Origin of the sequence: Porphyromonas uenonis 60-3 (genome assembly GCF_000174775.1) — a bacterium.
GTDB classification, from domain to species: domain Bacteria; phylum Bacteroidota; class Bacteroidia; order Bacteroidales; family Porphyromonadaceae; genus Porphyromonas; species Porphyromonas uenonis_A.
Window position 1 is genome coordinate 1 of the sequence record NZ_ACLR01000183.1, and the last position, 13,212, is coordinate 13,212.

8 protein-coding genes are annotated in these 13,212 nt (G+C 48.5%); all 8 read left to right on the forward strand.

Annotation, left to right across the window (positions count from 1 at the left end):
* Positions 1-556 precede the first annotated feature (556 nt).
* The 8 genes from PORUE0001_RS07540 (at position 557) to PORUE0001_RS07580 (ending at position 13,209) form a co-directional block, all read left to right on the forward strand.
* Positions 557-1,114: a hypothetical protein gene (locus PORUE0001_RS07540; RefSeq protein ID WP_157750200.1), complete on the forward strand. Its 558-nt coding sequence runs from the start codon at positions 557-559 to the stop codon at positions 1,112-1,114.
* A gap of 72 nt (positions 1,115-1,186) precedes the next feature.
* Complete coding sequence (locus tag PORUE0001_RS07545) at positions 1,187-3,871, forward strand: calcium-translocating P-type ATPase, PMCA-type (protein ID WP_007365865.1); 2,685 nt, start codon at positions 1,187-1,189, stop codon at positions 3,869-3,871.
* Positions 3,872-3,924: 53 nt separating this feature from the next.
* Positions 3,925-5,280 (forward strand): hypothetical protein, encoded by a 1,356-nt coding sequence (locus tag PORUE0001_RS07550; RefSeq protein ID WP_007365870.1) that lies wholly within the window; start codon positions 3,925-3,927, stop codon positions 5,278-5,280.
* 22 nt (positions 5,281-5,302) lie between these two features.
* Positions 5,303-5,692, forward strand: coding sequence for a hypothetical protein (locus tag PORUE0001_RS07555; protein ID WP_007365861.1), 390 nt, complete (start codon positions 5,303-5,305; stop codon positions 5,690-5,692).
* 12 nt (positions 5,693-5,704) lie between these two features.
* The gene (locus PORUE0001_RS07560) at positions 5,705-7,333 is read left to right on the forward strand and encodes a hypothetical protein (protein WP_007365877.1); all 1,629 of its coding nucleotides are present in this window, start codon (positions 5,705-5,707) and stop codon (positions 7,331-7,333) included.
* Between the two features lie 16 nt (positions 7,334-7,349).
* On the forward strand, positions 7,350-10,733 hold the full coding sequence (locus PORUE0001_RS07565; RefSeq protein WP_007365862.1) for a hypothetical protein: 3,384 nt from the start codon (positions 7,350-7,352) through the stop codon (positions 10,731-10,733).
* Positions 10,734-10,741: 8 nt separating this feature from the next.
* Positions 10,742-12,607 (forward strand): tetratricopeptide repeat protein, encoded by a 1,866-nt coding sequence (locus PORUE0001_RS07570; RefSeq protein WP_007365884.1) that lies wholly within the window; start codon positions 10,742-10,744, stop codon positions 12,605-12,607.
* Between the two features lie 287 nt (positions 12,608-12,894).
* Entirely contained in the window at positions 12,895-13,209 is a 315-nt protein-coding gene (locus PORUE0001_RS07580; RefSeq protein WP_007365882.1) for a hypothetical protein, read from the forward strand.
* The last annotated feature ends 3 nt before the right edge of the window (positions 13,210-13,212 follow it).

Genomic DNA, 13,212 nt, shown 5'->3' on the forward strand with positions numbered 1-13,212 from the left:
TACGGAAGAAACCAGAGTTTCATACGGAGGAAACCAGAGTTTCATACGGAGGAAACTGTAAATTGGTCGCAATCAAGTAGTCGGGAAGTATGCTGTCCGATACAAGTATTTCGGCGGAAGAAGAGTCCTTTTGGGATCGCAAAAGGGTCCCTACATTTCAGGAGATTATTGATGCCGTTTGATGAGATGTGTAGTCCAATTTTCGGGTTCAATTAGCACTTGTATGTTTCGTCTCAATGATGTACCTTTGCAATACAACGAGAAACGCTACAATATGTTTACCCCCCCCCACAAATTAACTTCCGTTAACAGTCAGAGTTTCATAGGAGTATCCTCTTCATCTAGCTCCTATGATAGCAGTCTATATAGACAGCATAGGTGTAGCACATATTACAATCAGTGGCCAAGCGATTGTACAGCAATCCAGGGGCAGCCTCTCTTCAGGAGTGGGTTGTCCCTTGTCGTTTTTAACCAGAAGCTGTGCTCTAGGATGCTAGCGACTCTGAGGCAATCCACGCTAATACTCGGGATGGTGTTGTGTAGCTTTGCGATGGCTGTGCTACCATCTTGTAGCAAAAGGAGAGTCACACAGTACGACAATAACAGCTCACTAGGCGACAAGGCTAGATCGGAGCAACTCATGGAGGGGAGCGATGAGGGTCTACCTATAGAAGAGCTGAGTGAGTCTAACTCACTAGACAATGGTGCCCTCCCTTATGAAGCCCAGTATGGCAAGAATCAAACGTACCTTAGCGACGAGCCACACGCCACGATAAAGGTTAAAGCTCCTCACCAATCAGACGTGGTCGTCATCGTCAGATATGACAATCCCAGTGGGCGCGTGGCAGGACACATCTACGTCAGACGAGATCAATCGGCCTCAATACAGCTCCCCAATGGGCGCGTCTACCAGACCTTCTTCTACTGTGGCAATGATTGGTCTCCTGACAAGGCTATGTCAGATACCATCATCGGAGGCTTCACTAGGGGTGAGACCTTTTCTAAAGATGGCAAGCCTGCGCGACTAAAAGACAAGATACTCTCCTACGAACTATCTACTCAAGAAGAGGGAAACTTTACGACAGTACCAAGTAGTGCTAAGGAGATGTTTTGACCTTTGGATAGCACCTTAGCCCCACTCCTGTAGCCACTCCTCTGCATCTAATCAAGCAATCATATAATACGTATGTCTACTACCCCAGCATCACACAGCTCTAACCTCGGTCTCACCTCTGCCGAGGTAGCAAAGAGTCGCCAAAAGTACGGCTCCAATGAGTTGACCCCACCCAAGAAAGAGTCTCTCTGGAAGAAGTTTCTCGAGAAGTTTGAAGATCCCATCATCATCATTCTGCTTGTAGCGATGTTTCTATCGCTAGGTGTCTCTTGCTATGAGTACTTCGTAATAGGCGAGCGTAGTCTAGCCCTCTTTCTAGAGCCTGCAGGCGTCTTGCTGGCCGTACTACTCGCTACGGGTGTCGCCTTTTACTTCGAGCTACAGAGTGAGAAGGAGTTTGAGATACTCAATCAGGTGAATGAAGATATCCTCTATAAGGTCTATCGCGATGGTCAAATCTCCCAAATCCTCAAGAAAGAGCTTGTCGTAGGAGACGTCGTCTTACTAGAGACGGGCGAGGAGGTTCCAGCAGATGGAACCCTTATCGAGTGCATCTCCCTACAGATGGACGAGTCTTCACTGACAGGTGAGCCACATATAGAGAAGAGTACAAATCCCGAAGAGTTTGACAGCGAGGCTACATATCCGACGAACTACATATGCCGTGGGACGTCTGTCCTAGATGGGCACTGTCTATTTAGGATCGACAAGGTCGGAGATGCGACAGAGTATGGCCGTGTCTACGAGGGTGCTCAAATGGACAATAGCGTCAAGACTCCCCTCAATAACCAGCTAGATGGCCTGGCAGATCTGATTACTAAGGTTAGCTATGCGATTGCCATTCTCATCCTCGTTGGGTCTGCTATCATATACGCAATGCAGGGAGGCTTTAGCAATGCAGACTGGGCACATACGCTGAGCTACTTCCTTCAGAAAGTAATGATAGCTGTCACGGTGATTGTCGTTGCAGTTCCAGAGGGGCTACCTATGAGTGTGACCCTCAGTCTAGCCTACAGCATGCGTAGTATGATGAAGACCAACAACCTCGTACGGCGCATGCATGCCTGTGAGACTATGGGCGCAGCAACGGTAATATGCACCGACAAGACTGGCACCCTGACTCAAAATAGAATGACCGTCACAGGCACCTCCTTTGTAGAGGGTATATTCCCCCAACTAGTCCACCTCTCTATGGCTGTCAACTCTACGGCACACCTTGATCAGCATGACAGCGAGCACCCCTCCGTACTAGGCAATCCTACAGAGGGTGCACTACTCCTATGGCTACATCAGCAAGGGGTAGACTACAAAGAGCTACGTCAGGACTACCCTCTGGTATCTCAGCTACCCTTCTCCACTGAGCGCAAGTATATGGCATCAGTCATCCAGATCGATGGAGTAGATCATCTATTGATCAAGGGGGCTCCAGAGATCGTGATGCAGCACTGCTCTCTCAGCACAGCTACTCGTAGCTACTACGAAGATCAACTGCTAAGCTATCAGTCTCGTGCTATGCGCACCATAGGGTTTGCTTACGCACCTCTTAATGGAGCCACCCCATTTGTAGACAACAAGCTATCTGTCGATACGCTCACCTTTATCGGTGTCGTAGGCATTAGCGATCCAATCCGTCCCGAAGTCCCCGCAGCCATCCAAAGCTGTACAGATGCTGGCATCCAGGTGAAGATTGTCACTGGAGACACCTCTGGCACCGCTAAAGAGATAGGACGTCAGATAGGGCTGTGGGACGACTCTTGTACCGAGAGAAACATCATCGCAGGAGCTGAGTTCGCTCAGATGAGTGACGAGGAGCTTGCCTCCCGTGTACAAGATGTACGTATCGTGAGCCGTGCACGCCCTATGGATAAGGAGCGCCTCGTAAGACTCTTGCAGGAGCAAGGAGAGGTAGTCGCTGTCACTGGAGATGGGACCAACGATGCTCCCGCCCTCAATCGTGCTCACGTAGGTCTCTCTATGGGAGACGGCACCTCTGTAGCTAAGGAGGCAAGTGATATCACAATCCTTGACAACTCCTTTGCCTCTATCTCCAAAGCGGTAATGTGGGGGCGCTCTCTGTATCTCAACATCCAGCGCTTCATACTCTTCCAGATGACGATCAATGTCGCAGCCTGTATCATTGTGCTGATAGGTGCATTCCTAGATACCGAAAGCCCTCTGACAGTGACACAGATGCTTTGGGTCAACCTGATCATGGACACCTTTGCAGCGCTAGCTCTCGCCTCACTACCACCTAGTACTAGAGTCATGAAGAGCAAGCCTCGCAAGCAAACGGACAATATCATATCACCAGCTATGGCCAAGCGTATATTTGGTCTCGGGAGCTTCTTCGTCGTGCTACTTTTTGCTGTCATGCAGTACTTCAAGCATGCGGAGGTGACTACTCTGACTGAGTTTAGCTTTGCAGAGCTAGGACGTCACTTCTTTGACTTTAACCAGGGAGCATTCAGTGGCTATGAGCTAACTGTCTTCTTCTGCTTCTTTGTATTCCTTCAGTTTTGGAATATGTTCAACGCCAAAGCCTTTCACTCGGGCAAGTCTGCGCTAGCAGATCTCAAGCATTGTCGTAACTTCCTATTCATTGCGAGCGTCATCGTCATAGGGCAGGTGGTTATCACGACGTTTGGTGGAGAGATGTTTCGTGTAGTACCACTAGATCTCGTCAGCTGGGCAATCATCGTACTCTCTACGAGCTTAGTGCTATGGTGTGGAGAGATCTTCCGCAGGTGTAAGGCGTAAGCTCCCCACCCTACCCTCATCAATATGACAAAGAACTAATCAATTAAGAGTCTATGAACAAGATTTCAGCACGTCTGCTTACTATCACTCTAGCAAGCTACGCTCTATTACAGCTCGTATCTTGTAGTAATAAGGTACCTACAGCTCCTGACACGAAGTATATACCAGACTTTCACGACACCTACTATCGTGAGAAGATTGATGCTATCGTCCCTGATCAGCTGGCTCTCTATGTGGATTACTCCACCTGTATAGCTCAGGGGCAAAACTCGCCCTTCTTTCAAGCCCTCGTACCCTCTTGGACAAATGCGGCGAAAAGCTTCTTTGCCATCAAGGGTAGTACCATAGAGGAGCACTCCGCCGACTCAACCTTCTTACTACTACGCAGTGTGAGCGAGGTCAACTATGCCGATATCAAAACAGCTGCAGAACGCATAGCACATGGCAATACCGAAGGAGTGCTACTGACTGATGGGGAGTACTTTCAGCCTTCGATAGCACAAGGGAATATCAACAACCCCTATATGGCAGAAGCTTTTAAGACTTGGCTCAAAAGGGGACACGACATCTACATCTATATAGAGCCTTACGAAGAGGTGTACAAGGGTGAGACCTATCAGAAGAAGCGCTTTTATTTCATCTTTACTGACAACCGTCTCGCAGGAAATATCTATGAACGCATCAAACAGACAGTAGATAGAAGTCAGTACGATGGCGTACAGCTCTTTCACCTATCTGCAGATCACCCAGCACTCTACACGGAGGGGGGACAGACCTCTTCGCCTCACTCCATACTCAGTGCTAAAACGACCCCAGGCGGATCCTATGAAATACAGGACTGGGAGATAGACTGGCAAAATGGCATAGAGCCTCTACTCGTCAATGCTATAGATCCTGAGACTGGCGACGCCCTCCCCGAGGGGATCCCCTTTACCTCAGGTCTGCATCTAGATAAGAGTAGCTTCGGAGGTTGTCATATCACGGAGATTAAAGCGACAGTCTACAATATCAATCAAGCTTACACCGACTACTACAACAGCAGAGAGGCAGGGACGCCTCCCGAAGAGCAGATCTCTTCTAGCGAATGTGACCACTTTGTCAAGATAGACGATAAGGCTTGGCGCGACGAGTCTGTAATCAACCTTCGCTTTGACACGGAGTATTACAACCCCGCATCAGCCCTTGACGGGGCCCCATTTAACTACTTTATGATTAGGCTAAGCGTGGCAGACGTAGAGCTAGAGGATCAATACAAGGAGATGTTTTCATTCGACAGTATAGATATGCCTGGCTCTCAAAACGTCTCCATCGTATCTAGTATAGAGCAGTGTCTAGCTGATCCCGACATCATTGCCAAGATGAAGTCTTGCCCTATCTACACTATCTATGTAAAAGCAAACCAACGATAATAACTCAAACCAACACGTACTTATGACACCAGTAACCAACGTCAATCAATTGACTCAGTTGATGAATAGCACCATGATTTATGCGATTGTGGTGAGTCTCGTAGCTCTAGCCCTAGCATGGCTTATCTCCTCTTATCTGATCCCGTGGGAGGGTGGACATGACCGCTCTTATATCAAGCGACGCATCGTGTATCTTGTCATTGGTGCCGTCGCTGTACTAGGATTTTGGATGTACAACGACCTTGTGGTGATGAGCCACATAAAGAATGTGGGACTCCAGAATATGTTCGCTGCCTGCAACCTCAAATGCGTAGGGATTAACCTAGGTATCTATTTAGTCGTCGGGCTGATACTCATGTTTGCCTTCCGTCACTCGAAGTTTGGCTCAATACTTGGTAAAGAAAAGAAGTAATCACAGATAACTATGCCTACACCATTTTTTGTTTTAGGTATCGGAGGTACAGGGATGCGTTGCATTGAGTCTCTGATCCACCTCTGTGCTATGGGGATGTTTGACGATACAGAGATACATCTGCTCGCACTAGACACTGACAAGAACAATGGCAACTTCTCTAGACTCAAAGAGGTCAAAGAGGCATACTGTAATGCCAAAGGAAGCAAGGACGCGGATAGAGTAGCTCTGTCTAACACCTTCTTCTCTGCCAACCTGAAGTACTATGAGTTTAGCCCCAACTATGAGCAGAAGAGCACCTTTAGAGCAGTCTTTGGATATGATGACACGCACTATCACAATCGTGAGGAGGCTGATCTAGCAGACCTTGTCTTCTCTGACAATGTGCAAAACTTCAACCTGCGTCACGGCTATCGAGCCCAGACGCACCTAGGCTCTATGATGATGTACCACTCTATCATAGAGGCAGCTCAGTCTCCTCGAGACAACGACTTAAAGCGCTTTCTGGGCAGACTAACGACAGCTGCTCAAAACGGTCAGCCCCGAGTCTTCATCTTGGGCTCTGTCTTTGGAGGTACGGGAGCCTCCTCTATCCCTATTATACCCCAAGCCATATCTCGCGCTGCTGCCATCATGAGCAATGGCGTCGCAAACGTACTGAGCAATGCTTACTTTGGCTCTACACTACTTACAGCCTACTTTACCTTCAAGGCTCCCACTGGTAGTGAGCTTAGCAATCAGAAGGTCATCGCGACGAGTGATAAGTTTGCCCTGAACTCGCAGGTCGCTATGATGTTTTACAACGATGACAAGACTGTCGCAAGCACCTACCAGAAGTTCTATATGCTCGGCACGAGCGGTCTAGACTGGGATCCTATGCAGAAGCAGTCAGACAAAATCTCTGAGACCATCACGGGTGGAGAGCAGCAGAAAAACGATTCGCACTACATCGAGTTACTTGCAGCGTGTGCTGCTCTCAGCTTCTATCGCATGGACGAGAGCCAGCTCAGAGACAACAAGGCTCAGAATCAAACGGACTACATGTACCGAGCCATCAGCGATACAGGTAAGCTAGACTTTCAAGACTTCGTAGGCAAGGATCGAGCTAAGGAGTTTGCTCAGAAGTTTGGCATGCTCATCGCTTTCGCTCTCTTTTGCAATGGTGAGGCTAACTTCGTAGATAGTGTACAATCTGGGAATCAAAAAGAGATTCCAGGGTTCACCGAGATGGATGTGACTCAAGTGACAAGCCTAAAAAACTACTTCAATCTATTCTTCGTCAAGAAGCTCAGTGACGAGACTCTACAAGAGGGATGGCTACGTCAGCTCCATAGATCTGCAGGTAGTGGTGACTCCTTCCTGTTTCATGCAGATTTGTTTTCACCAGCCAGCTTTAGAGATCTTATGAAGTACGATTGGAACGATAAGCTCTATCGTAATGAGGGGGTAGGTAAGGACAACAAGTACTCCAAGGGGGGAAAACTTCTTCTTAATAAGTCAAAGTTCGACCCCTTTAAGAAGACACTTATCAGCATACGAGATGACGCCCAAAAGCAAGAGTGGACCCAAATCAGCAACAAGGGGGAGCAACTCTACAAGCTCATCTTTGACACGCTAGCCAAGCTATATAAGTTCAACTGACACATCGGATACAACTATGTCTAAAGCGTTACTGATAAAGAGTTATACCAATCTAACGACGGGCACTCCAGGAGAGTGGAACGAGCTCAACATGCCCGTATCATACATCCAAGGCATCGAGACGGGCAAAATCCTTGATGACCTCACGGCGGACAAACTAAACACACTAATCTCAGGGATCCCCACACCCTGGGCTCGTGCTAAGCTCTTTAAGTTTGCTCTGAATACCCTCGCCACACCCGATCCAAACATCGACAGCTCGGGACTACAGCAATTCTATGAGATGCTGTATGATGAGTGGAAGGGACTACTAGCTGTGATAGCTTTGTATCCAGACCGAATCCGCTTTTCTAATCCTATAGAGATGGATGTCAATGGTCAGGCTTACGGCATTGCTCCATCCTTCGGTCGTATGCTTTTTGACGACCGAGACCTTTGGAGCAATCAAGACAAGCTAGCTACAGAGCCAGATACGCAACCATTCATACAGTTGATCTACTATCGTGACAGCTTGGTCGGAGGGACCTCTCCGATGACTGGAGTATTCACAGGTGTGGAGTATGACCATCTGCCTGAGGCTAGCGACATAAGCTGGTACCGAGGCGGGAAGTTTGAGTGTCCAGACCCCTACTTATCTCCAGACCATCTGCAGAAGCTATACCTCTTTGTTAAGAACCTCAACAGTAACCTGAGAGCTTTTGAAGAGAAGATCAACTCTCAGCGTGGAGATAAGCCTCACGAGGAGATCAACGGCTTCAAGCAGATGAGCCGTCTGTGGGAGGAGGAGCTACGTCAGAAAGGCTCTAACCTAAGGGACAGAGGACCTATAGCCTCCTACTCCAATCTAGAGTGTCCGTTTTCATTGCTTCTAGAGAGCAATGTGCCCGTCTATTTGAAGCTGGACGACTACACCTTCACCTACACAAATGAAAGAGACGGGGAGTACAAGCTTATCGGGGATATCCAAAAGTTACTGAGCGATGACAAGTTCGTCATCGGCTGGGTAGAAGACGAGGATGCCCGTCCTAAGCTATCCGAAGCGCCCGTCTTTTACTTAAAGACGAAGGACCTACAGTCTAAGAAGAACTATTACTTTACGATTTCCCTATCGGAGTCTGGTGTAGATGTCTTCAAAAACGATCTCTCTGGGATGCTAGGCTACAGTGACTCTGACAACGTATCTCTCTCGGGCGTGATCACCGACTCAGGGCAACTAGCAGCCACACTCTCAGTCAAGGTGGACGGTCAGCGAGTCACGCTCAACACGCGAGAGTATGCCATCCACTGGATGACCGACCTCGGCAAGGTTATCATGTGGCCCAACTTCGTCTCAGAAAACTGGAACAAGTACTACCTCTACTCCGAGTTCACATCCGATGCTCAGGAGCTGTTTGAACCGATCTTCAAGATCCAGAATCAATTTCTAAAGACCATCAAAGGGACTTTTTGGACAGGAGATTACCAAGCTGAGGTAGACGAGCCCAAGCAAGTAGACGTCAAGAAGCTTATCACCTACCCAGCTGGTGAAGGTGAGGATCTACACAAGTACAATATCATCTGCACAGACAAGCCTCTAGGAGGCGTCGTAGCATATGTCAAGGATATGGGCAAGCCAAGCCATGCGGGATTTCTCATATTCCGTCCACAGATTGTGGAGGATCGCTCCTCCCTACCTCCACAGACTGAGGCTGTGGTCGGTATAGACTTCGGGAGCAACAATACGTGTCTCTTCTACAATGAGGGCGACAGAGAGCCAGCTCCGATAGAATTTGAGAACTACCGCTTAGTAGTCGTAGGCAAGGAAAACAACAACCTAAAAGCCGTAGCCGAAAACAACGAACTACTATTCTTCTCCAACTACCCAGCCTCCAATGGTCAGATTAAGTCTTGGCTGCACGAGCAGGACTCACGCTACAACACCCACAACGAGGCCTTAGAGATTGCAGGAGGCGTACCCGTCAATCGTCCCAACGTATTGGTTCGCAAGATGGATCGCTTTGCCATCACTACGCAAGCTGGCACCCTGCACTACAATATGAAGTGGCTTAGCGATAACCGTGGACTACTCAAGAAGAGTGCATTCCTTAAGACCATTTGGCTCCAAGCGTGCGCTTACCTCTACAAAAACAGGATTCGTCCTGCTAGGCTCGTCTGGAGCTATCCTGGCTCTATGATGCCTGCCGACCGCACAGAGCTAGAGCGTATCTATGAGGACTTGTGCAAGCTAACTCCGATTTCTAATCAGCGGAAGCCTGAGCTTAGCGACCAACTCACGACAGAGGCCGAGGCTGTCTGTAGCTTTGCCTTATCTCAGGAGTTTGGTCTCAATGTAAATAATCTATTCTTGGGCATTGATGTAGGAGGTAGCACCAGTGATATACTCATCCTAGGCAAAGACCCCAACAACGGCAACAGAGCATCGCTCCTAAGAGAGAGCTCAGTGCGAATGGCTGCGGGAGTCTTCTTCAACACAGTCATCAAGTCCCAAGAGTTTAGAGAGGCGCTGATCGCCTTTCACGAGGGGAGACGTACCAATGTCAATGTCAGCAATATCAAGGCACTCCAAAGCGAGCCTTCGAAGGCACCCTACTTCCTCAACAGTATATTCGATCAGCTACAGACGAGAGAGGAGTATGATGAGTTTTATCGCTCCATAGACAACAACGCCAAGTCCGTCTTCACAATACCAGCTTATGTGACTGGGCTACTCCTCTTCTACTCTGGGATGCTAATAGGTAAGACTATCAAGGTTGAGCAGTTAGACCAAGTATCACGAGTTGATGTACTATCTTTTGGCAAGGGCGGACGTCTCTTCCATTGGTTGAAAAACTCTGCAGGCAACAGACTTACCAACGAGTATTACGGAGCATGTCTCAATGCTGGCGTAAGGTGTGTCATAGACAAGGAGATACAAGTGTCCTATCGTGAGGAGATTGCAGTAGACAACAAAGCCGAAGTAGCAAAGGGCCTCGTCAATGCGAAGGAACTCTACAAAAAGGAGTCAGAAGTATCTTCCGACATCTGCGGAGAGGATGATGTCAAGTACACCATGGAGGATGGTAGCATACGTACACTACGTGTAGATGATGAGCTGACGGGAGAGTACTTCACCAATGAGATGAACAACTTCACATTCCAAAGCGTACCAAACTTTGAGAAGTTTATCAACATCTTCATTGACTTCGTCTGTCAGAAGACCCACCTCTACCCTCAAGCAGAGAGTCTATACGAAGACTTAGCAGATCTACCCAACCGGATTGCGAGCTTCATCTGCAACTCCGATGACGAGTACAAGAAGGCCCGTAGCAACCAGCGAGATGGTTTTCACTATCATCAGCCACTCATCATTGCTGAGGGAGCTTGTTTCCTAGAGACACTCATCAAGAGAGTATTTAACTAGTACGATCTATGTCCCAGTCTCTAGCACTATACATAGACAAGTATTACATCATCGGAGCGAGCATCTCCGATGATGTAGTCTATCGTGTGACTCCGTCTAATAATGAAGATCGCTTTTGGCTTTATTTCTACGAAGATACCGCTAGTGACAAGATTATCTATGGCAAGAGCTACAAGAGAGCTTATCATAGCAATACGCCCCATTATCACGGAGATATATTCTCTCAGATGATAGACCGCGAGAAGACATTCAAGCGGTATGGTCGCGACCAAGAGCTACACAAGATCTTTAAGGCTTCAGGCATCGTAGACGAGCTAAAAGAGGCTCTGCACAAAGACGATCAAGCCCCCATAACAACCTACCTCTCCTTCTCTCAAGACATCTCCGATGCTGCTCGACTCACCTTCATTCGGGATGTGCTAGAGCCCGAGGACTTTGACGTCAAGGAGTCTATCGTGCGCATCGATCACCTCGCCCTAGAGCACACCTTTAGAGCCAAGCGGTATGACCAAGATGGTCACTACCTCCTACTCAATGCCTGCAATGAGAATCTCCACTACTCTCTCTACAAGCATACGGGAGACATTCTAATCAGAGTGCATGAGGGCTGCCTCGAGGGATTAGGGATAAACCTCACGAGCAGAGCACTCCTAGAGTATGTCTTGAAAGAGATCAATAAGAGACAGCTCATCATCAGAGAGGAAGATCGCAAAGATGAGTATCTACATCTAGAGAGTTATGTAGAGGAGTGGCTCTCTGAGCTGCAAGCAGCGCAGCCAGGGCTACCCATCACGCTCACTAACATCAGGCTCTCCAAGATGAGTGACAATCCTTACAACGTCACACTCCTCAGGCAGTACATTGAGGAGCGATCTAAAGCGATCATAGAGGATATAATCCGAGAGATCACAAGTAGCGTGTCACGACTAGACATATCGCAGAGTGACCTTAAGGGGGTACTCTTCTTAGGTAATACTTTTGAAAACTCTCAGTTCGAGCAGGCTCTCTTCAAGAGATATACTTTTTCCCCCGAAGCTTCTATACACTACACAGACAGCGATCTATACACCATCATTGGGGTATATCCGCAGATGGACTGCAGTCAGTTCTCCGAGGCAACACAAAGCTCGCTGGCTCAAGGCGAGGACGAGTTAAAGCGACAGCAACTCGCCAAGGAGGAGGAGCGACGCAAGAGAGAGGCTGAGCAGAGCCGTGCTGAACAGGCTGAGGCTGAGCGTAAAGCCTTTGAGACCAAGAAGAACTACGACGAGGCGATGAACAATGTCGCTGACTATGAGAAGCAGGGAGAGTATGCACAAATGCTGGACTGGGCCAAGATTGCTCTAGAGCTTAGTCCCGACAGTGCTGAGGCTAAGAAGAAAGTTGAGGAGAGTACCCGCTTACTCTCTGAGATGAAGGTGCGAGAGGAGCAGTACAAATCCACTATGATGCGAGCTCAGAAGAGCTTTGGAGATGGCCTATGGTCAGAAGCTATCGCTCAAGCGGAGATGGCTCTGAGTATCAAGCCAACCTCTAAGGAGGCAAACCGCATAAAGTCCGAGGCTTCAAAGCTCCTCGAGCGTGCCGAGCAGATTGATACTTTCTTTACCAAAGCAGAGACCTATCTAAGTCAAAAAGTCTACAAGGAGGCTCGCATGGAGATCCAAAAGGTCCTAGCTCTAGACAAAAACAATAAGAGAGCCATTGACCAGCTATCAGCCATTGATCAAGCTATAAAGGAGCTCCACAAGAAGATTGATGCCCTCAAGCTGGAGCTGGAGGGCGCCACGGAGTCTGGAGACCTTGACACTGCGATCTCCCTAGCAAATAAGCTCATAGAGATAGACACCGAGCATCAGCGACGCGTGGGCTGAGCAGTCTCAGCACCTCAAAGCTGAGCAGCAGAGGCTCGCTCAGGAGGCTGCCGAGTGGGCCAGCCTCAAGGAGCAGATAGACAAGGCATTGTTTAGCGAACAGTGGGATGAGGTAGTCCGTCTAGGAGAGACAGCTCTCAAGCTTCGCGAGGATCCTCTCCTCAAGTCAAATCTCGACAGAGCTCGACAAAAGCTCGATACCATCAGACAGCAAGAGCTATACGACCAAGGCATCTCGACAGGTCAAGAGCTACATCGTAGACAAGGAGTGGAACCAAGCCAATGAAATGCTCCTAAAGCTACAAGAGCAGTATCCCGAGAAGAAAGAGAGCTTCAAGAAACTCTTCAATCAGATATTCGAAGGCGAGGCAAGCTCTGCCCAGCGTAGCTCTGACAAAGCTACAAAGAGGGCTACCACTCCAGCCACAACCGACGACTTCTTCGATATGCCTTCTCCCTCCAAGAGAGAGAAGCCCATAGGGAAAGGCAGCACAAACCATCCTCCTAAACCTCAAAGAGAGACCTCCGCAGACGACTTCTTCGGGACCGCCTCTCCTAGCACGAGCAAGAAAGGAGTCACACTAGACGACTTCAATTTCTAATTC